Source organism: Microcoleus sp. N9_B4 (assembly GCF_036701635.1).
GTDB lineage: Bacteria > Cyanobacteriota > Cyanobacteriia > Cyanobacteriales > Microcoleaceae > Microcoleus.
In genome coordinates, this window is the sequence record NZ_JAUBRC010000066.1 from 1 (window position 1) to 20307 (window position 20307).

The following is a 20307-nucleotide window of genomic DNA, read 5'->3' on the forward strand; positions in this document are numbered from 1 at the left end:
TCTCCTTCCCTCACACTCCTGTAGATGCCTTCTATACTTGTAACTCCTCCTAGTTGTAAAAAACCTACACCTGTCAGCCCCCCGCGAGTCCCTCTACCCGCAGGGTCATCCCGCTGATCTCCGGCATTTGAACAGTAAATGTAAAAATATGTTGCAAACTTTATACTGCTGTGTTAAGTTTAGTTACATAAGGTTGAAATTAAACGAGGTTTCTGGTCATGGAAAACAAAGACGCAAAGTTGGGCTTCACTGAGTTCGCTGAAACCTGGAACGGCCGTTTGGCAATGTTGGGCTTCGTTATCGGCCTAGCTACCGAATTCCTCACCGGTCAAGGCATTCTCTCTCAAATCGGTTTGATGTAATCAGCTCTTCTGCGTACAATAGCTGAAATTCAGGCGATCGACCCCATCACAAGCGCAAAAGCCCCCCGCTAATAAGTCCCCCTTCATCACGCTGAAGGGGCTTTTGCATTTTTTATTAAAAAATCCAACAGATGGCACAATCAAAAATTTTTTCTGTCTCAATATTTATCGCCAGACTAACTCCAGCAAACTAAGCAATTCCTACGGAATCTAGAATCCTCAATTTAGGAGTTAAATTCGCAACCTTCACCAAACCGTCGCGTTTGTGAGTCCGCGTGCTGTGACCTAAAATCATCTCCGACAGATCCGGCATTTCCTGCCAGCAGTGCGAGCAGAACCAGTAAACGCGATTGTGGCGAGCGTGGCGGAGCAATTGAGAGGAGCAACAAGGGCAACTATTCATGATATTTTAAACCTTTTTTGAAGATATGGAGCGATAACCCAATCATTAGAGAGATTCACGAATGCCTGCACATCTCAATTCCAGGCACCAAAATAAAAAATCTCTTTCACTCACAGCTTTGAGCGTCGCGCAAGTAGCACTTTTGGAGGCCCAAGAGTAACACCACAATCAAAAGCTGAACGCTCCAAGGAGCCCAAGAGAAACCCCAAATAAAACAACCCAGCCCGGCCCAAGCCACAAGAACAAAAATATCTTGAGAGGTTTGCCAGTAAACCCAGACTGCTGCCAGAGAAACTATTAGTAGCAAAATGTAAGCTGAGGGCATAATCGTCTTCTCCCAATGTGTCTGCCAACAGTCAGGAGCGATCCCTGACGTTCTGCTTAAACATAAAACTAAAACCTGAAGAACTTATGAAGACGAGTGATTTGTCACAAAAAGTAAAATACTCCTGCCAGCTTATATTTGTCCGAAAAATCCACAGGAATATTCAGTTCATGGCTGAGGTCGAATCCGGTTAAATGGACGCACTACCAATAGGGAATTAGGCATCGCTAATTGGTATCAATTTCACCCCAAAACAGACAGGGTTGAAACTGATACCGGACTGAGGTTTTTAGTCTTAAGCTGACAGAACGACAGGCACGGCGCCTAAGTCGCTACATATATCCTGTCCGATCGCCCCGATTGGATCTAAGGAGCCATATCAAAGAAACCAAGTTTTTTTAACTCTTTTTGCCTGCAAAAATACTGCTTGAAAAGCTGCACAATTCAATGCGCGCGATCTATTCTTGCTCCCAGCCCAAAGCCTCAGCGACCTGAGCAGCCAAAAACATCGGTTCAAAAGGCTTAGCAATCACGCTCACCACCCCCAAATCCGCGAACATCCGCCTGTCCCCAGCCAGAGCCTTAGCCGTTAATAAAATTACCGGAATGTGCTGCGTAGCATTATTAGCTTGTAACTGTAAAAAAGTAGTAGGCCCGTCTTGGTCGGGCATCATCACGTCCAATAGAATAGCATCAGGCTGTTCGGCAAGAGCCTTAGCAACACCCTCGCGACCCGAACTCGCTGTCAGGACTTCCCAGCCCCCCACCAGTTCAAGACTGACTTGAGCTACTTCCCGAATATCTTCCGCATCGTCAATAACCAAGATGCGCTTGGCAGTCAAAATTAACATTTTTTTAGAAATGAGAACTGATCACAGATTAGATGTGAAATGTGAATATTTTGTAAAGCAAATTATCTTAGCCGATCGGACTTTACAGTAAATTTTCAAAACTGTATAGCAGATCTTGAAGGAAGAAGGAACAAGGAAGACCTAATTTGCCATCGACAGCCCGGGTTTCAACTAAGAACGTCCTAACCGTCTGGCGCGGTTGCTGTAAAATATCCCACCCAAAAAAAGCCGCTTTTCGACCTCAAATGGCGCTTTTTGCCTGCTGTCCCCAAACGGCAAAAAAGGCTGAGATTGTTTGAGCGAGTCATCGACAAACAATCTGCACAAAATCAGTAACTTTGGGTACACCTAGGTAGAAATTAACTTTCAGTAGCAACCCCGTCCCTCAGAAGTGGCAGACTTAAGAAAAAAGTGCTGCCCTCCCCCACAACGCTCTCCACCCACATCCGCCCCCCGTGCTGCTGCACGATACTGCGACAAATAGCCAGCCCCAAACCAGTACCTCCTTTTTGGCGAGAGTCAGAAGCATCGACTTGTTGAAAGCGTTCAAAGACCATCTCCAGTTTGTCTGGCGGAATACCCCGCCCTTGGTCTTTCACAGCAATCACGATGTACCACGAGCTCGGAACTGGCAAATGCGGAGGCGCGGCGGCAGGCTCAGGAGACAACAAAGACGGAGACGACACCGACTTGTGCGCTGCTTTTTCTGCCAAATCCAGATTGTGAGTCAACTCCGCGCTCAGCCAAACCGTAGCGCCGGAGGGAGAAAATTTTATAGCATTACTGAGTAAATTTGTCAATGCTTGAATTAGCCGATCGGGAACAGCTTGCAATTGCGCCCCCACAGGCTTCACCGACAGAGTAACTCCCGCCTGCTGAGCCATTCCCTGCATCTCGTCAGCCGCCTGCAACATCAGCTCAGCCACATTGCAAGTTTGTTTGATGGCAGTGCTGTAACTCGACTCCATCCGCTCTAAATCTAGGATATCGTTGACCAAGCGCACCAAACGGTCAGTATTAGTGACAGCAATCTCCAGCATCCGCTTAGCTTTCTGGGGGTAAGCGTCAAGCAGGCCGCTGTTGAGGAGTCCGAGGGCGCCGTGAATCGAGGTCATGGGCGTCCGCAGTTCGTGGCTGACAACAGAGATGAATTCATCTTTCATGCGCTCGACGGCAAGCTGCTCCGTAATATCTTTAAAAGTCACTACAGCTCCAATTATTTCGCCTTGTTCTCGCATCGGAGCGACAACGTACTCAACCGGAAAACTGCTGCCGTCTCGCCGCCAAAAAATCTCATCGGTGACGCGCCGCGCCTCTCCGTCTTCCAAGGTGGCTAAAATTTGAGAACTTACCCGGTTGGGCAGCCGTTTGCCCGCCTGCGGTGCGGCGCAGTGTGGGACAAGTTCCGACTTTGAATTGATGTCTGTTGCACGTGACAGTTGCTTGATCACCTTTGAGCAGTCTTCCTGTGCACGGTGTAAGCTTTCATAGAGTGGTCGATCGATCAATTGCTTCGATTCGCAGCCTGCCATTCTCACCGCCGCAGGATTGACAAAAGTTACTTTTCCCTCTTTGTTCAACCCGCAAATTCCTTCTCCTGCGGAGAACAAAATCATTTCTGTTTGGTGGCGGAGTTGTTCAAAGGCTTTTTCGACTCGCTTGCTGTCGCTGATGTCGCGAGAAATTGTCGAAACGCCCGTTACCGCTCCCGTGGCGTCTTTAATCGGAGAAATCGTCAGGGAGACATCTATCTGTTGACCATCTTTCCGCAAGTGCACGGTTTCGTAATGGTCGATGCTGGCTCCAGCCCTAATATTTTCCAGAATTTGGGGCATTTCCTTGGGGCGTTCGGGTATGGCTAAAATCTCGATCGACTGACCCTTGATTTCCGCAGCACAGTAGCCGTAAATCTTTTCTGCTCCTGAGTTCCAGCTCTGAATTGTCCCGGCGAGGGTTTTGCCGACGATGCCGTCGTCGGAAGACTCGACAATCGACGCCAAGCGCACGAGTTCGTCTCTAGTTTGCTTGTGTTCAGTAATGTCTCGACCCAAAATCACTATACTTTTGCGTCTGCCGTCGGGGTGAAATACGGGTACTTTAATCACGTCGTAGATTTTCACAGTACCGTTTGAGCGGACAATCACTTCTTCTCCCCTAGAAAGCTCACCTTTTTCCCACGCTTCTCTATCGCTCACCTCGCACGCCTGTAGGGCCTCGCGGTAAAAACTGCTGAGTTCTCCTAGTTGAGAATCTTTGAGGCCGCGGTAGTCTATCTTTTCTAGCTCGAACACTTCCAAAATCGCTTGATTTGCCTCCAGCCACCTGCTCTCGCCATCTTTGAAGCAGACAATATCTGGCATGGCATTGATCAGCGAGTTGAGATAGGAGTTTTCTCGCAGTGCAGTTTCTACCTCCGCCCGCTTGGCAATTTCCCGTTGCAGGTTTTCGTTTGCCGTTTGCAGCGAGTCCTTTAACAAACTTTCTGTAAAAGTCTGTTCTTTAATTATTTCCTGAAGTTTGTGGAGTTCTACCGACAGCCGCCTACGGGCCAACAAATTCTCTACCCGCAAATGCAGTTGGGCAGGTTCGGTGGGACTTACTATCAAATCGTCTATTCTGCCTTCGAGTTGTTTGGGCTGCTCCGAAAAGGGCTGCTCAGAAAGAGCAGGCGCTTGGGATTTACTAACAAGCAAGAACGGTAAAAATATCGGCTCGGCGGCAGTTTTTAATGATTCTACCAGCGGCCCGATGCGATCGAAATTTGCCTCGTCGAGAATGCACAAGTCAAAAGCGATTTGGGGAATGGGAAATTCGGAGTTGGGATCTAAAGCGCGATCGAGTACGATCACCTCATGCTCGGTGTTGAGGTGAGCGATCGGCAAATTAGTTTGTTGGTGGCGATCGACCAAGAGTAAAATGCGGCTCATTAGTTTGTTAATTTCCCCATGACTAATGATATGATGTCCGGCAAATTAACCATTATATGTTATGTAGTCAGGAATTAAGTCCTCTTTTTTATGAGGAATGAAGCCCTCCTTACCAACAAATTTTATAGCCTTATATCGACCGGACGCGATCGAAACGATCCAGGCATTAGGCAGCCAGAGTTGAAGCCCCAATTTAATATACTTTGATAATTATTTAATTGTTTGTTTGTTCAAAAAATGACTAATGACTACTGACTCATTCAGGGGGCGGGTTTATATTTATTTGGGTTGTCAGTTCTATGAAAGCTCGTGCAACCCGCCCCTACAGCCTAATGACTAATGACTAATGACTGATGACTGATGACTTTTTACGGCATTCCGATCGGAATCAAAGAATCGAACGGCATACAGGTAGAGTAACGCTCCCCTTCCGATAAAACCGCAATCAGTCGCAGCGACCAGTCGGGCATAATCTGCAAATCAGCCCAGGGCACTGCTACCTCCAAACATTTATCCACTCCCACTTGGGCCCTGCTAATGCGGGGCTGCCACTCATCGCCCTCTCCTGCTTCCTGAAACCAAATCGATTTCGTCAGCAAATTAATCTCTAACTGATGGTGGTATCGATAGTTGAGCGGTGCTTCGTCAGGCAAACCCGACAGCGGAATCAGACTGTTGTTCATCGTGCGATCGGGATAAAACCAGAACAAATTTAACTGCTGCGGGCAATCAATTCCCGGCCGCACCCCTACCTTGAAGTCGGCGCGAATGTAAAAATTCAAGTGGTCAACCCCGTACCAAAGCCGCTGAATTGCCGAACTCCGGTGCATCGTACCCCTTGCTCCCCCAACTTCAATCCGACCGGCTTTGTCCCAATCCTGTTCGTTGCCGATACCGTCAATCACCGGGTGAATAAAGCTCAGCGGCAGGTGGTCGCCTTGAACCTCGTGCACCTCTACTTGCCGCCGCACTTCCGGGGGTACAGGCTCGCCGAGAGCTTCGTAAATCGCCGCTACGTGTTCGCGAAATAGCTGGTCGAACATGGCATCTTGGTTCGACGTGTGACCTTCGCCAAACCACCAGAACCAGTCGGAACCTTCGGCCGCATAAAGCGCTTCCCAAGCTTCTGGGTTGCTTTCTTCTGTGGCCTCTGGATGGTTTGCCAGCATTTGTCTGGCGGGCCCTAATATGTCCCAAGCCCGATTTTTCGCGGGATCGCCGATCCAAGTTGTGAGGGAACCGTCCACCCACGAACCGGTGTGCAGTTGGGCTGCGGGAATTGTTTCGGTTGGTGGGAATTTGTCGAGAAATTCTGAGACTGTGACTAATTTGATATCGGGATTGTCGCTGAGAGTTTGATAGAGGGATTCTAAGAAGGGTTTGCCGTCTTGGGGATAGAATTCCCAGCAATTTTCGCCGTCTAGGGCGATCGTCACTAACCAGGGATTTTCTAAAGCTGTTTGACCGTCGGACTGTCGGTGTTTGAGAGTTCTGCCGATCGCCTCTAAGTGTCCCACTAAATCTGATGCTGCTTTTTCCGGTTCCATAGAACCGTAGGTAAACCCGATCAAGTCAGACAATCTGTGGTCTCTAAATACTATGGCTAAATCGCCGTCAGGAGTTTCTAAACGGTAAGGGCGATATAAAAATTCTGGTTCGTAGACATTCCCTGTCGCGTCGCGGTGGAAAAAGTGTTTAATTGTCCACCCCAATACTGCTTCGTCCGAGACTATCCATTTAAAGCCTTGTTTGGCAATGTAGGGCAAAATTTCCGGGCTGACTGCTTGTTCCGACGGCCACAAACCGCGCGGTTGGCAATCAAACCGGTCTTGATACATTTCCCAGGCTTTTCTCAAGTGTCTGGGAATATCTTCTGCCCACTGAAACCGGTGTTGTGGCAGCGTCATGTTTGGAATAGCTATGCGGCCGCCGTTGGTGTCGGCAAGCAGCGGTAAAATCGGGTGCGTGTAGGGGGTTGTCGAGACTTCCAACTGTCCCTCAGCTTGCATTTTACGGTGCTGGGGAATGATGCGAGCGAGGATTTCTTTTTGTTTTGAGTAGATGTTTTTTCTGTCTGACAAACTAAAATTTTGTCCTTGTTTGAGCCACCCTGCAATCTCGGGGTCGTCCCAAAACAGCGGGTCAATCCAAGCTAAATTGTGCCACGCCAGCAAGTCGCTAAAATCCTGCAATTTCCAGTTTTCCAAACACCACTGAATGCCTTTTTCCTGCCGCTGAGTGTAGAGTTGAGCGTAGCGGGGGTGTGGCTGAATCAGAGTGTGGTAATTGGCGTCAAAAAAGTGTTCTAAAATGAACTCTTGTTCTGGGAGGGTTAAAATTTCTGCTGACTTTAATGTCACCGTCAAGTAAGGGTCTAATGCTTTGTCTGCGATGCAGTCTTCTATCTGCAAAATCAAGGATGGAACCAGGTTTACGGTTTGATGCAGTTTGGGATATTTTGCCAGCATTAGCACTAAATCCAAGTAGTCTTTGACTCCGTGCAAGCGCACCCAAGGCAGTCGGTACTGGGCTACTCCTGCGCTAGCTGATACTCGGGATTTGTAGAGCGGTTGGTGTTGGTGCCAAATGAAGGCTACATAAAGGGGGTGAGACATTGAGTTTGGTAATTGGTAATTGGTAATTGAATTTGGTAATTGGTAATTGGTAATTGGTAATTGAATTTGGTAATTGGTAATTGGCAATTAAATTTGGTAATTGGTAACAGTCAACTGTCAACTGGTAATTGGTAACAGTCAACTGTCAACTGTCAACCGTCAACTGGTAATTGGTAACAGTCAACTGCCAACTACCAATTGCTCACTGACTAATTACATTACCTGTTCGACTTCGGCAATTTCTGGGATAGCCTCGCGCAGACGACGTTCAATGCCCATTCTCAGAGTCATTGTGGAACTCGGGCAAGAGCCACAAGCTCCTTGCAGTCTCAGGTGTACCACGGGGCCGTCAATTTCTACGAGTTCGACGTTGCCACCGTCGGATATCAGGTAGGGGCGCATTTCATCGAGAACTGTTTCGACGTTATCTCTGGTTAGTGCTAGTGTCATATTTCGCCTCTGTGATGATTTCTTGCAGTTGATGAAAGTTCGATTTGACTCAAGGACAGCATTCTCAACCCGCGCGGGATTTAAGAAACCGGGTTTTTTGAAAAAAGACTTGCGTACTCAAATGAGCTGGCTGCAGCAAACCCGGTTTCTGTCACCGAAAAACGAGCGAGAAGCCCCTGACTTTAGGCATGGGGAGGACAGCGGCAGCGACTTCAGTCGCATTAAAATCCCCTTTCGGGGTTGGAGAGGTATGGTTGCCTCTCCAGTGAGGTATGGTTGCCTCAAACTCCCTTGCGGGGTAATGTTAGCTTCGCCAATGTTTTAAGAGCTTGTTAGGCTAGCAGCACGTCCTTAACCCTTGTACAGATGTTTAACCACTAGCGACAGAGCGGAAAACTAGCTTCGCATTCAAGGAGTGTCGTGACTCAAAAAACTTAGTCAGTAAAGACTTAGGCTGGTAAGGTAAGCTCTCGATTCAATCCCGCTCAAAGAGCCGGACAGTCTTAAAAGCCTCCGCCTTTAGGCGTGGGGTTCCTTACGCTGATGCTCGATCCCAATTCGCTCTCTCGTTCGATCGTAGCGTTACTTGCCGCCAAATCAAGTTGATTCTGATACGTTAACCAAAAAAACCCTTTTATTTAAGAATTTGGGTTTTTGAGGGCGCTAAACTACTGCTGGTTCTAGCAGTTTGACGTTAGAGTAGTTGAACTCGGTTGTTGTCAGTTGACCTTTTTCTTTGGCTCGAACTACTTGCTTTGTCATGACATAATAGTCGCCTATCTTCTCAAAGGTATCTTCAAATTCGAGTTCTTTGATGATTTCGTCGGTTTGGGGGTTGCGGAAAACGGCATCGTAGTGGCTGGCCAAAGAACCTTCGGGTGTCTCTAAGCTTTTGTGCGTGTCAATTACGAAAGCCATGCGGCCCATCACCCGGCTGACTTGACAAATTGAGAGACCTCGGATTTTATAATTCGATCCCATTGAGTCGCCTTGCACCAAGATGTCCACAGCGTCGGTGCTGTCCTTCTCGCCCAGGGTGAAGCTATTTTTGCCGTGAGATTTTTCAAATGTCGATCGTTTGCGGTGGGTGACAATATCGCGCATTTGGGTGTAGACGCTTTGCTGCACTTCCTCATCTTCAATGCCGCTGACTTCCACGCTCATGTCGGGTTTGATGGAAACATGACCCGTATATACTTCGTCGCCCTGTTTGAGTTCAATATCGGCACTGTAACCGGGAAAATTGGCATCCCAGGTATAGCGGTGTTCGTAAGCAGCGCGAAACAAATCGCGAGCGTTGGCTTGCTCTGTCATAAATCCCTCTTTCTCTTGACACCCATCTAGTTTAGCTTAACCGCGAGAAGCCCCACATTCACTGGGTAGGGGAGTTACCCGCACTCCTGGCGAGCACTTCTTGGGGGTGCGGCTGGGCTGGCAATTAGGGCGCAACAAGAATTTACTTTCTCTATCGGTTGCTATGATTTGAAGAGAAAGTCCCAAAATGCCTGGTTATTGAGAGCGCGATGGGTCGATCGCCACACACCAGTCTTAGTTATGGGTTATGTTGAAAAAACTTGTGTCCGCTTTTTAGGGGTTGCACCCGCAGGCAACTATTAGATTCCCCCCTTAATAAAATGCTAGAAACTGTCTACAAACACTTAGAAACATTGCAGGAACAAGCTAGGGAATTGCCACACCCTCAACAGGCAATTTTTACACAAAATTTGGAAGATTTATCAAATTCTCTACAGGAAATGGCAGGCAGCCGCTTGTTTGAAAGCGCCACAAATAACGCGGCAAAGCTGGTTGAATTTGAAAAGAATAATCGCCTATTGGAACGCACTGTAGCCCAGCAAGTAGGGCAAATTAGACAGCTACGGGAGCAGTTGGAAAAACAAATCAGCCAGCATCGCAGGGACACTCAAGCATTAACTAAAAGTGAAGCCAAACTGCAAGCTATGCTGCGTAATTCTCCCGATCTAATTAGCATTGTCGGCTCCGACGGGCGAGTTCGATACCACAGCGGATCTCTACAGCGGCTTTTGGGTTACAACCCAGAAGAAAGAATTGGCAAATTTCACGGCGAGTTAATCCATCCAGACGATTTGCTGGCTTGGCAGACGTATTTTGGTAAGTTGTTAGAATCTCCGGGAATTGGAGGGGTAATCGAATATCGGAAACGCCACGCTGACGGTTCTTGGATCTACATGGAGTCAATAGGTAACAGTTTGCTTTACGATTCTAGCGTGCAGGGAATTATAATTAATTCGCGGGAAATAGGGGAACGAAAGCAAGCGGAAATCGCAGTCCGAGAGTCGGAACTCCACTACAGAGTTATGTCGCAAATTACTTCGGATTTTGCCTATTCTTTTAAGGGACTTCCCGACGGCAAGTTCGCCTGCGAGTGGGCGACAGAAGCTTTTGAGCGCTGCACAGGTTGCGTTCCTGAAGAATTAGAATCGTTTGGCTGGTGGAACTCGGAACTCGTTCATCCCGACGACAGGGAAATGTTAATTAAACAGTTAGAAGGCTGTACTTTCAGCCGCACTGGAGCTAATGAGTATCGCATTATTAATAAAAAAGGCGAGGTGCGCTGGGTGCGGGACTACTGGCAAGTGGTGTGGGACAAAACTGCTGAACGGGTTGTCCGTTTATGGGGCGCTTGTCAGGAAATTACCGATCGCAAGCAAGTAGAATTGAAACTGCAACTCGTTAACCAAGTTTTGCAAGCCCAGATAGCATCAGCGCCGCTGGCGATTAACTGTACCAGCAATGACGGCAATACCGTTGTTTGGAACCGCGCCGCCGAACAACTTTTTGGCTGGACTGCGGCTGAGGTTTTAGGGAAACCTTTACCGAATATTCCTGAAGGCCAAAAGCAAGATTTTTACGCGCTGCTAAAGTCTGCGTCTAATGGCAAACCGCAAAACGGTTTGGAAATATCTTTGTTGAAAAAAGACGGTAGTTCGATCGATGTTTGGCTTTGGGCCGCACGTGTGCGAGATGCGGGCGGCCAGACTGTCGGCAGTATCAACATATTTTCTAATCTTTCAGAACGCAAGCGCATAGAGGAAGAGCGCCAAAAACTAGCAGCGATGAAAGATATGGAGGAACCTTTTTGGGCGCGCTATGTCAGCCCTCCAAAAACTCCGAAAAAAAAGGGCGAGGGATAATTCTATCAAGCACAAGTTAAAAGCATTAAAAGTGCAAAAGTGTAATCTTATGCTTGCAATATCGTTTCCGGTCAAATAACCTATTTAATGGGAGTTGTGCGAGCGGACATAATATGATAAATACACCGAGCGACTACGTGTAGTAGTTGCTATGCTGTACTGTGTAAAACTATAATTCCCTAAAAATAATTGATGAACCAGCTACCGAATTAATTGAGGGAATCTATCGATAAAGTGTCAGCTTTTTCAGGGTAAAAATTATTGGCACGGTAAATATTAGACTTGTTAAATACGCCACTAGAAGGTTTACTGATGCCCTGATTTTTCCTGACTCCTGAAAGTGGCTAACTCTGTGTGAGTTTGGCAAGCTTCACTTAACTCAATGTAATCTAAGATATTGGAAATTACCTGAGAAAGATGGATAGCCGAACGGTGAGCTTCTTGGATAAAATCTCTCTCCTCTATGGGATCGTCAGCTTGGTCGTCTATGGTTAGTTGTAGATAGCCGATGATGTGATTTAGGGGAGTGCGGAGCTCGTGGGACGCCTTCAACAAAAATTGCTTTTTGAGCTGGGATAGTCCTTGTACTCGCTGGGTGCGCTCTTGGTAGAGGGTGGCAAGGGCGATCGCACTTCCTACTTGCTCGGCAAGTTCTTGTGCGAATTCGATCTGGGATTGAGTCCAAGGTCGATCGGTCTTACCCTTCCCGGACGATCGACCTTTGCACTGATACAAGCTAATTATGCCGTTAGCTTGCTCTTGGTAAGCGGTAGCCACCACTAGCAGCGACTGCGGCCCAAAATCGTCATTGGCTGCAAAGGACTCTACTACCACCGGTTCGAGGGTGGCTAGAGCTTGAAGGAAATGAGGTGCTGCTGTGAGCGAGATTTCCATTCCCAGCATCGGTAAAAATGGTTCTTGGCAGTATTCAGCAGCTACTTTGACTTGCAGGCTAGAACTTTCATAGGGACAAAGGATACAGCGGCTGACGCCTAGTGTTTCTCCCAGACTGTTAACTGTTTGCTGCCAGATGGTATTGAGATCCAAGGTGCGACGAATATTTCTGCCAATTTGGAGTAAAAGTTTTTGCGATTGAGCTGATATTTGCTGATTCATAGCAACCCTTTTTCTACTAGACTGGCAAAAGTTTACCACTCCGGCAACAGAGCAGGGAGTTACTGAATTTGCCAGCCTGCCACTGTCCGACTTATGGATTACGTAATTCTACTTAAATATTGCCACATATCGTCAAACATTACTAAGTAGTTGCGGTGTCTTTACAAGATCTTTATGATTTTCACATAGAAGGGAGAGCATTCTGTTTTCTTAAAAATCCTTTACAGTAGGGGGTTGGGAAGCTGAATCAGTCCTAAAAGTAGGCACTAAGTTCTTGGTAAAGTTGGCGGTTGGTGGGGGTTTACTAGGAGGTGTGAGCTGCCAGCCGACAGATTAAAGATTAGCTGTTATCCGTATCCCCCGGATTTGATTTATGCCAATTCTGGGTGGGGATCGGAAGTGGCGGGGGTGATCAATATGAGTGCAAAACTCCCAAGGAGGGAGCTGGGCGACGGATAAAAGTCAAAATTGATACGCTGGTGGGCGATCGAACTGTGGGGAGCATTTCACTTTTGCAGCCAAGCTATAAATTGCAGTTTTGAGGCAGGAGACAGGAGGCAGGAGCCAGGAGGAAAGAGTCAGAAGGAAGGAGCAAAAAGCAGTGTTTTTACAAATATGAGATGCTCCCGAACTGTGTTTATAGGATAATTACCAATTATCGATAACTTTTATTCCCGCAACGGAACTCACGAATACAGGAATATAGCAATTATTAAGTGAGTAAGGTACAGTTTTGTAATTGGTAATTGGTAAGCTGTCGCGCATTTAAATTGTATATTCAGGGCGGGACACCCCACAAGACTTTAAGTTTTTTTGACATACAATTTAAATGCCGCAAGAGCTTAAGAAAGCTAGCGAGTACCTCACGAAAGTTGAGAACCGCTATAGCAGTTTTTTTTTCGGCTTCCTGATTCCCTCTTGCTTCTTAATTTGTGCTGATTGCTGATTCCTGATTCCTTCAACGTCCCGATGACCAATTACTGATGATCAATTACGGATGATTAATTTTTAAATAGTGGTTCTTGATACAGCGGCACAGTAAAAGTAACCGTCGAGCCAAGTCCTTCTCCCATACTGTAAAAATTTACTGTACCCCCCATTGCTTCTACCAGTTTTTGAGAAATAGCCAATCCCAAACCGGTGCCGCCGTATTGTCTGGTACGATCGCCATCCACCTGAAAAAACGACTCAAATAATTTATCCTGCTTGTCGAGAGAAACGCCAATGCCAGTATCAGCGACTCGGATTTTCACCATTCCGGGGAACTGCTGGTGGTGAACAGTCACCTTTTTCTTAATAACCTCGGCACTGATGCGAATTCCCCCTTCCCCGGTAAATTTAATCGCATTGCCCGTGAGGTTCAAGATTACCTGAAGCAGGCGTTGGTAGTTGCCGTACACAATAATCTCGTCCTCTACAGGGGGTTTTTGGATTTGAAATTGCAATCGCTTTTGCTCGACTTGAACCCGTGTAAAATTCTCAACTTGTTGCAACAGTTCACCGAGTTTGACGGGAGCGAGGTCTAACTCCATTTTGCCAGCTTCGATTTTAGCGACATCCAAAATATCGTTAATCACATTGAACAAATGTACTGCTGATCGGTAAGCTTCTTCGATAAATTGGTGCGCTTCTTCGGGGTCATCTGCCATGCCGTCCATAAGCAGTTTTAGGAAGCCGAGGATGCCGTTGAGGGGGGTGCGGAGTTCGTGAGAAGTATTAGCCAGAAATTGACTTTTAAGTTGGGAAAGAGCCACGGCTTCGGCGCGAGCCTGTTCTAATTCTTGGTAAAGTGTAGCGTGGGCGATCGCACTGCCGACTTGAGCGACTAACTCGCGGGCGAATTCGAGTTCGACTGGACTCCATTTCGGGGAACTGCCGCAGCGGTGCAAACATATCAGTGCATTGGGTTGGTCTTCATAGGAGGTAGCTGCTACGAGTACGGAATGGCGGTGGAAGGGATCGGCGGCGGGGGAGGCGTAATCGACTGCTACTGGTTTTAAGGTAGCTAAAGTTTGAATCCACCCAGGCTGTTCGGCTGCGCGCAGTTCTACTCCCAGCATAGAAGAGTAAGCTTCTTGGCGGTACTCAGCTACTACTTTAAAAGTTTTCGATTGGAGATTTTCGATTTGAGTTGGGGAAAGCGGGGGCGAGGGGTAGCTAGCTATTGACTGTTGTAATTCTGCTGCTACGGCGGTCGATTTTTGCTGATTTTCGGAGGCAAGGAAGGGGGAGGTTTCGAGATTTTCGCTGTCTTTTTTGTAGGAACAGATGATGCAGCGACTCGCGTTTAAAACTTGACCCAAGCTGTTAACAGTTTGCTGCCAAATGGTGGCTAAATCGAGGGTTTTGTGCAGGTTTTGAGCGATTTGGGAGATGATTTTACGATCGATTTCCGAGTAGGGAGGGAGCGATCGACCGGGGATACGGCTCGCTGGAAGTGGCATTTGTGGGCGGGCGTCCAAGGGGGATGGCAAAGCTCGATAGAGCATGAATTCTGGGGAATCTGGCCGTCTGTCTGTGGGTTTGTCAGACAGCAGCCTTCCCATAACTAAGACTTGTGCAGCTTTGCCGTTTGAGTCGATCGCCGGAGTGAGTGTCAAATCGAAGAGAAAATATTGTCCGGCGTGGCAAAATGGATAGCTGAACCTTTGCGGTACAAGGGTTTCGAGCGCCCGCCGCAGGATATCGAGATAAGGCGCAGGGGGGATGGGTTGCAGGGTTTCGCTGAGGGGGCGATCGACAATTTGTTCTGCTGTAAGGTTGTACTGCTCGGCTTTTTGCCAGTAAAAAGATAGATATCGACCAGAGGCGTCTTGGGTAAATACTAATTCTGCCCCTAACTCTTGAAAAAAAACTGTAGAGGCGAGGCTCGATCGCCGAAAATCTGTGTTAGAGTCCATCAGAGTAGGGGATGAAAGTAGTTCGGATTTGGGAGTCTTGAGTTTTTAATAAAGATCTCAATATTCTCCATTGTTTGGGGCTTCTACTGTTAATTTGTGAGTAATCAATTAAAAAGTTGTTGGCTTTTTAATTAAAACATTAATCGTTCAAAACTCACAATTTGCAAAAATTTTAGGCTTCTATGATTGAGTTTTGAGTGATTAATGAACTCATAAAATATTAATTGGTTAATTCTGAACTCAACTCAAAACTCAAAACTATTCGTTCTCAGCCGTTTTGGGTAATTTAAAAATAAAAATTAAGATTGAGAAATTAGGAATCTGCACCGATTAACTATCAACTGTGAAAATTACGCCAAAATATGAGGCTGCGAACAACTCTAGTCAGGGAATGGCTCATATCATTTCCGGTTACACCGGAATGATGTTGACTGTTGACGGTTGACTGTTAACAATTAACAGTCAACAGTCAACCGTCAACAGTCAACACTGAACTCGAATTTACTATTCCGATGCTAACGGATTTGATATCACGCATTTTTTCCCTTACCTAGAATAGTTCCGAGGTTGTGATTTAGCCGAGTTCACTCGCCCACCACCTGTAGCTTTAGCCACGAAATCTGCAGGAGATCGCTTGCGCGATCTAAATTTCACAGCCTGCAGATTTGCGCGCGCCGTCTGGGGCGAGAGCACCTCAGTCGTTCCATTCACCACGCGGCGGGACTGGGGGGTTGCGGCGTAAACTCAGAGCCAGCTCGTCTTCGCGGCGCTCGCCTCGGAGCCACTGCTTGATTGCTGTTTCAATGACTTTGCTGGGGTCATTCGTCAAGTGCTTAATTTGGTCTAGCAGTTCAGAATCTATATGGATAGATAGTTCCACTTTTTCTGACGAACTGTGGGAGGGTATACTTGACTGGCTCATAGTTAAAAAATCCTAGTTTTAATTCTTAGGTTTCAATTCTTTTGATGACAAGCGACTGGACTAGATATTTGCAGTCCCTGATTTGCACCCCACCTTTCCTCAACCGCTTAACAGCTTTCTGTACAATGAGACAGAGAAAAGTTTTTTCCTTTTGGGTGTCCGGGCTCGGTCGGACACTTGAAGGGTAATAACTGATACTCTTGAGGTTTGCCTCAGTTGTGGTTTCATCTCAATCCCCAGTAAGAGGTTGAAGTAAGCACTCTACTCTTGCTTGTGTAATCATACAACAAAAAGTATCCTTTGCCGATTAGCTCTTCGATAAAAAACATGACTAACGTCCCTGTATCTCGCATTCGTAATTTTTCGATTATTGCTCACATCGACCACGGAAAATCGACCTTGGCCGATCGCCTGTTGCAGGCGACTGGGACTGTGCAGGCACGGGAGATGAAGGAGCAGTTTTTAGACAATATGGATCTCGAACGCGAACGCGGCATTACGATCAAGCTGCAAGCGGCTCGGATGAACTATACTGCCAAGGACGGTCAGGAGTACGTGCTGAATCTGATCGACACTCCCGGACACGTGGACTTTTCTTACGAGGTGTCGCGATCGCTCGCTGCTTGCGAAGGGGCGCTGCTGGTGGTAGACGCATCTCAAGGCGTGGAAGCACAAACCCTGGCAAATGTCTACCTTGCCTTGGGACACAATCTGGAAATTATTCCTGTTTTAAATAAAATTGACCTGCCGGGGGCAGAACCGGAACGGGTAAAAGGGGAAATTGAAGAAATTATCGGTCTGGACTGTAGCGGGGCGATTGAGGCTTCGGCTAAGGAAGGAATTGGTATAGATGAGATTTTGGAGTCGATCGTCGAATTGGTGCCGCCGCCGCAGGATACTGTTGACAAACCGCTGCGGGCGCTAATTTTTGACAGTTATTACGACCCTTATCGCGGGGTAATTGTGTATTTCCGGGTGATGGACGGAAGTGTCAAAAAGGGCGATCGAGTTTTGTTGATGGTTTCGGGTAAGGAATATGTCATCGATGAATTGGGCATCCTTTCACCGACTCAAGTTCAAGTAGACGAACTGCACGCGGGGGAAGTTGGTTATCTGGGCGCGGCAATTAAAGCCGTAGCTGATGCTCGCGTTGGCGATACGATTACTTTGGTCAAAAAGCCGGCACCGGAGCCTTGGCCGGGTTATACAGAGGCAAAGCCGATGGTTTTTTGCGGCTTGTTCCCGATCGATGCTGACCAATTTCCCGATTTGCGGGAAGCTTTAGAAAAACTCGAACTCAACGATGCGGCGCTTTCTTACGAACCGGAAACTTCGAGTGCGATGGGATTTGGTTTCCGCTGCGGTTTCTTGGGTTTGCTGCACATGGAAATTGTGCAAGAAAGACTGGAGAGAGAATACAATTTGGATTTGATTGTTACAGCTCCTTCTGTGGTTTATCAAATCACAACAATTAAAGGGGAAGTGTTAACAATTGACAATCCGAGCCACTTGCCAGATCCTCAGTATCGCGAGAAAATTGAGGAACCTTATGTGCGGGTAGAAATGCTGTCGCCAGAAACTTATGTGGGCGCGCTAATGGAACTGTCTCAAAGTCGGCGGGGCATTTTTATGGATATGAAGTATCTGAGTCAAGGCCGAACTACGCTGGTTTACGAGTTGCCTTTGGCGGAGGTGGTGACGGACTTTTTCGATCAGATGAAATCGCGATCGCGCGGTTATGCGAGCATGGAGTATCACCTCATCGGTTATCGCGAAAATCCGTTGGTGAAAATGGACATTTTAATTAATGGCGATCCGGTTGATGCTTTGGCGATGATCGTACACCGGGATAAGGCTTATAATGTGGGCCGCGGGTTGACGGAAAAACTGAAGGAGTTGATTCCTCGTCACCAATTTAAGGTGCCGATTCAAGCGACAATTGGCGCGAAGGTGATTGCTTCGGAGCACATTCCGGCTTTGCGGAAGGATGTGTTGGCGAAGTGTTACGGCGGTGATATTTCGCGGAAGAAAAAGTTGCTGCAAAAGCAGGCGAAGGGTAAGAAGCGGATGAAGTCTGTGGGTACTGTGGATGTACCGCAGGAAGCTTTTATGGCTGTGCTGAAGCTCGATAGGGATTCGTAATCTGTGTGGCCTTGTGTCAGGAACAGGCAAGATGCCTGTTCCACAAAGAGTCGGTTTTTTTGTAGTTGTTTGCAGTGTTCTAGAACAGGCAAGATGCCTGTTCCACAAAGAGTCTGTTTGATTGTGGGATGGGCATCTTGCCCGTCCTGTGGGGACCCAGAAACCGGGTTTTTTTCCCGAAAGACGCGTTACACACGGTGAATTCGGTAAAAAACCGGGTTTCTTTGTCGGAGATTGACTGAGGATTATATCAGCAGCTTCGTAGGCGCGATCGACAAAAATGATTTCCGGTGCTTTTTTGCCGATCGCACTGTAAGCCGATTTTATTGTTTCCGCAGCTTGCGAGCGATTTATCAGGCCAGTGGAAAGCGATCTCGCTCTCCAATTTTCGCGATAAACAGGAATCAAAGCTGCTTGTTTTGGCGTTAGTTTTTTAACCTTAGTCTGTGACATACCTCCAACCTTGTGGCTCATATTCCCGCTGAATTCGCACCATCCAATTACCCTCGGGAATTGCGATCGCATGGTGTTCTTCGTGACTCAATAAAGCTGTCGGTGAAAGCACCCGCAAGTACAGAGTGCCCTCTTTTTCGTAAAGTTCAGCTTGTCCCTCAATAATCTGGTGAGAATGTCCGGTGACTTCACCTTCGGCGAGAGTTAGGTGAGGTTTTTTTTCTCCTTCGATTTTCGGTACGGGGGTGAGAATTACGTCGCCTTGTCGGATGGGTTGCATAGGTTTTTTCTAAATTTTGTTTACTGGTGTCGCTCGATCGAGCTTTTCTACCGTAACTTAATACTACATTCGTAATACATAGCTGTCAAGAGCCACAAACCAAATTCCATAATTCTTTGCTGCACCGACAGGGGTTATCTTGGACTGTGAAAGTCGCCTGGGTGAGCGGGTTTATAGATATTGTCGATGTGAACGAAAGATTGTTGGTGAAACAACCCGCCCCTAAAAATATTGTGGTTAATTTATGGAATCACTTATTACTTGACCTATTTGGCATTGCAACCTATTCACCTCGTCTGTGTTGACAAGAGACAGCAAAAACTTGTTCGTATTGGCTAGATATGACGAGGAAATTGAGATTGAAATGGCTCATAAGGGGGAGGTATTTTAATGATCTAAGTAGATTATACTGCAAAGTCCGATCGAGAATTGAAGCGTTATTTTCTTAAAAATCGCGGGGATAAAGCAGCACTGCAAGCCTACTTATAAAGGCGGAAAAAGCGCTCTAATTCAATCATAACAAAAGTGTGAGATTCGGATTTCGATACTAAGATTGAGGCAGCCATTCGCCAGCAAATGAAAGAATATAAAGGTTAGTCTTGTATCCTAACAATATATTGATAAATGCGGGAGCGATCGCCCAAACCACTTTTTCTATAAACCGCAGAAATCCCGCGCCGAAACTCCTTAACTGCTTCCACCCTAGAAGCCATCAGCAAGCAGCGAGACAGCAGGTTGATGTCTAAACCGGGCAGAACTTCGCTGTGGTCAATTTTTTCATATCCGTGCGATCGCAAATGATACAGGCCAAATACTCCATCCTCCCAAAACCAAACTTCGGGGACTCCCAAGGCTTGGTAACGATTCAACTTGCTTTCTCCCACTGGTAAACACTACTTCGATGGCAATATCGGGTGTTTTACCTGTTGATTTTCCAATTAAAAAAGATTCATCAGCTTGCACTGAGACTTCCTGTCCCTTCTCTTGGGTAAAGCTACCCAAGGGGTTAAACTCGATGTCTTTTTCAACAAAGTAGTCCATCAGTAAACCTGCAATCGTCCTGCTGAAAGATTCATGTTCTTGCGAAACTGCCAAGATTTCTAACTCACCTTTGAAATAAAAAAATCGGATGCCGGGGGAATCAGAAAACCCCTGCTCGATGAGCTTAAATTGTTGCCAATCAATCCCGGAGTGAATTAGCCGCTGGTCTTTTGGTTTGTCTAATGTTGCTGTCATGGCACGACCTCCTTTAAATATTTTATAGCAATTTGAATTCGCACAAGTTTGCGAGCACATTGGTATGTTGCGTCTGATCCAAAAAACCTGTTTAAACTCACATCTTGCACCAATATCAATAATCCTTTTTTGGGCGGGTTCTCCTGCCTACC

General features: G+C 46.9%; 16 protein-coding genes and 1 pseudogene. 4 read left to right on the plus strand and 13 right to left on the minus strand.

Translation table 11 applies throughout. From position 1 onward, the window contains the following. Window positions 1–218: 218 nt before the first annotated feature. Window positions 219–362 carry a chlorophyll a/b-binding protein gene (locus tag QUA43_RS27865; RefSeq protein WP_006632525.1) on the plus strand — a complete coding sequence of 48 codons (144 nt, stop codon included), beginning with the start codon at window positions 219–221 and terminating at the stop codon, window positions 360–362. Window positions 363–552: 190 nt separating this feature from the next. Here the strand turns inward: QUA43_RS27865 and QUA43_RS27870 are convergent, their stop codons facing one another. From QUA43_RS27870 to QUA43_RS27900, 7 genes are all read right to left on the minus strand, one after another. Beyond that, complete coding sequence (locus tag QUA43_RS27870; RefSeq protein ID WP_333378605.1) at window positions 553–765, minus strand: hypothetical protein; 213 nt, start codon at window positions 763–765, stop codon at window positions 553–555. A 106-nt stretch (window positions 766–871) separates the two neighbouring features. Then, entirely contained in the window at window positions 872–1090 is a 219-nt protein-coding gene (locus QUA43_RS27875; RefSeq protein ID WP_190655558.1) for a hypothetical protein, read from the minus strand. A gap of 458 nt (window positions 1091–1548) precedes the next feature. Next, complete coding sequence (locus QUA43_RS27880) at window positions 1549–1941, minus strand: response regulator (RefSeq protein ID WP_242715629.1); 393 nt, start codon at window positions 1939–1941, stop codon at window positions 1549–1551. 359 nt (window positions 1942–2300) lie between these two features. Further along, window positions 2301–4868: a PAS domain S-box protein gene (locus QUA43_RS27885; RefSeq protein WP_333378608.1), complete on the minus strand. Its 2568-nt coding sequence runs from the start codon at window positions 4866–4868 to the stop codon at window positions 2301–2303. Window positions 4869–5236: 368 nt separating this feature from the next. Then, a complete protein-coding gene (locus QUA43_RS27890) occupies window positions 5237–7483 on the minus strand; it encodes a glycoside hydrolase (RefSeq protein ID WP_333378611.1) in 2247 nt (748 codons plus the stop codon). Window positions 7484–7696: 213 nt separating this feature from the next. Then, window positions 7697–7933, minus strand: coding sequence for a NifU family protein (locus tag QUA43_RS27895; protein WP_006632519.1), 237 nt, complete (start codon window positions 7931–7933; stop codon window positions 7697–7699). Between the two features lie 663 nt (window positions 7934–8596). Continuing rightward, a complete protein-coding gene (locus QUA43_RS27900) occupies window positions 8597–9247 on the minus strand; it encodes a DUF3386 domain-containing protein (protein WP_333259261.1) in 651 nt (216 codons plus the stop codon). Between the two features lie 320 nt (window positions 9248–9567). Here QUA43_RS27900 and QUA43_RS27905 point away from each other — a divergent pair, with 320 nt between their 5' ends. Beyond that, a complete protein-coding gene (locus QUA43_RS27905) occupies window positions 9568–11106 on the plus strand; it encodes a PAS domain S-box protein (protein ID WP_333378614.1) in 1539 nt (512 codons plus the stop codon). 306 nt (window positions 11107–11412) lie between these two features. On the opposite strand, the gene QUA43_RS27910 is transcribed toward QUA43_RS27905, so the two are convergent. The 3 genes from QUA43_RS27910 to QUA43_RS27920 form a co-directional block, all read right to left on the minus strand. After that, window positions 11413–12222, minus strand: coding sequence for a GAF domain-containing protein (locus QUA43_RS27910; RefSeq protein ID WP_333378616.1), 810 nt, complete (start codon window positions 12220–12222; stop codon window positions 11413–11415). Between the two features lie 1001 nt (window positions 12223–13223). Next, window positions 13224–15122: an ATP-binding protein gene (locus tag QUA43_RS27915; RefSeq protein ID WP_333378619.1), complete on the minus strand. Its 1899-nt coding sequence runs from the start codon at window positions 15120–15122 to the stop codon at window positions 13224–13226. Window positions 15123–15816: 694 nt separating this feature from the next. Then, on the minus strand, window positions 15817–16044 hold the full coding sequence (locus tag QUA43_RS27920) for a type II toxin-antitoxin system CcdA family antitoxin (protein WP_015176471.1): 228 nt from the start codon (window positions 16042–16044) through the stop codon (window positions 15817–15819). Between the two features lie 327 nt (window positions 16045–16371). Here QUA43_RS27920 and lepA point away from each other — a divergent pair, with 327 nt between their 5' ends. Further along, window positions 16372–18186, plus strand: a complete 1815-nt coding sequence (gene lepA / locus QUA43_RS27925; protein WP_333051855.1) for a translation elongation factor 4 — start codon at window positions 16372–16374, stop codon at window positions 18184–18186. A gap of 439 nt (window positions 18187–18625) precedes the next feature. Here the strand turns inward: lepA and QUA43_RS27930 are convergent, their stop codons facing one another. After that, the gene (locus QUA43_RS27930) at window positions 18626–18919 is read right to left on the minus strand and encodes a hypothetical protein (protein ID WP_333378624.1); all 294 of its coding nucleotides are present in this window, start codon (window positions 18917–18919) and stop codon (window positions 18626–18628) included. Window positions 18920–19333: 414 nt separating this feature from the next. On the opposite strand from QUA43_RS27930, the pseudogene QUA43_RS30980 reads away from it, so the two are divergent. Continuing rightward, window positions 19334–19408 (plus strand): annotated as a pseudogene (locus tag QUA43_RS30980) (DUF6887 family protein); the annotation flags it as partial. A 104-nt stretch (window positions 19409–19512) separates the two neighbouring features. On the opposite strand, the gene QUA43_RS27935 reads toward QUA43_RS30980, so the two are convergent. Both QUA43_RS27935 and QUA43_RS27940 read right to left on the minus strand, forming a co-directional pair. Continuing rightward, window positions 19513–19716, minus strand: a complete 204-nt coding sequence (locus QUA43_RS27935; RefSeq protein ID WP_333378626.1) for a hypothetical protein — start codon at window positions 19714–19716, stop codon at window positions 19513–19515. Then, window positions 19697–20155 carry a hypothetical protein gene (locus tag QUA43_RS27940; RefSeq protein ID WP_333378629.1) on the minus strand — a complete coding sequence of 153 codons (459 nt, stop codon included), beginning with the start codon at window positions 20153–20155 and terminating at the stop codon, window positions 19697–19699. Before QUA43_RS27940 ends, QUA43_RS27935 begins: the two co-directional genes overlap by 20 nt. Window positions 20156–20307: the final 152 nt, after the last annotated feature.

Coding starts and splice junctions, on each gene's coding strand:
- QUA43_RS27915 (WP_333378619.1), bottom strand. CDS start 15,122: ATGGACTCTAACACAGATTTTCGGCGATCGAGCCTCGCCTCTACAGTT.
- QUA43_RS27900 (WP_333259261.1), bottom strand. CDS start 9,247: ATGACAGAGCAAGCCAACGCTCGCGATTTGTTTCGCGCTGCTTACGAA.
- QUA43_RS27880 (WP_242715629.1), bottom strand. CDS start 1,941: ATGTTAATTTTGACTGCCAAGCGCATCTTGGTTATTGACGATGCGGAA.
- QUA43_RS27885 (WP_333378608.1), bottom strand. CDS start 4,868: ATGAGCCGCATTTTACTCTTGGTCGATCGCCACCAACAAACTAATTTG.
- QUA43_RS27905 (WP_333378614.1), top strand. CDS start 9,568: ATGCTAGAAACTGTCTACAAACACTTAGAAACATTGCAGGAACAAGCT.
- QUA43_RS27940 (WP_333378629.1), bottom strand. CDS start 20,155: ATGACAGCAACATTAGACAAACCAAAAGACCAGCGGCTAATTCACTCC.
- QUA43_RS27895 (WP_006632519.1), bottom strand. CDS start 7,933: ATGACACTAGCACTAACCAGAGATAACGTCGAAACAGTTCTCGATGAA.
- QUA43_RS27890 (WP_333378611.1), bottom strand. CDS start 7,483: ATGTCTCACCCCCTTTATGTAGCCTTCATTTGGCACCAACACCAACCG.
- QUA43_RS27910 (WP_333378616.1), bottom strand. CDS start 12,222: ATGAATCAGCAAATATCAGCTCAATCGCAAAAACTTTTACTCCAAATT.
- QUA43_RS27920 (WP_015176471.1), bottom strand. CDS start 16,044: ATGAGCCAGTCAAGTATACCCTCCCACAGTTCGTCAGAAAAAGTGGAA.
- lepA (WP_333051855.1), top strand. CDS start 16,372: ATGACTAACGTCCCTGTATCTCGCATTCGTAATTTTTCGATTATTGCT.
- QUA43_RS27875 (WP_190655558.1), bottom strand. CDS start 1,090: ATGCCCTCAGCTTACATTTTGCTACTAATAGTTTCTCTGGCAGCAGTC.
- QUA43_RS27870 (WP_333378605.1), bottom strand. CDS start 765: ATGAATAGTTGCCCTTGTTGCTCCTCTCAATTGCTCCGCCACGCTCGC.
- QUA43_RS27930 (WP_333378624.1), bottom strand. CDS start 18,919: ATGCAACCCATCCGACAAGGCGACGTAATTCTCACCCCCGTACCGAAA.
- QUA43_RS27865 (WP_006632525.1), top strand. CDS start 219: ATGGAAAACAAAGACGCAAAGTTGGGCTTCACTGAGTTCGCTGAAACC.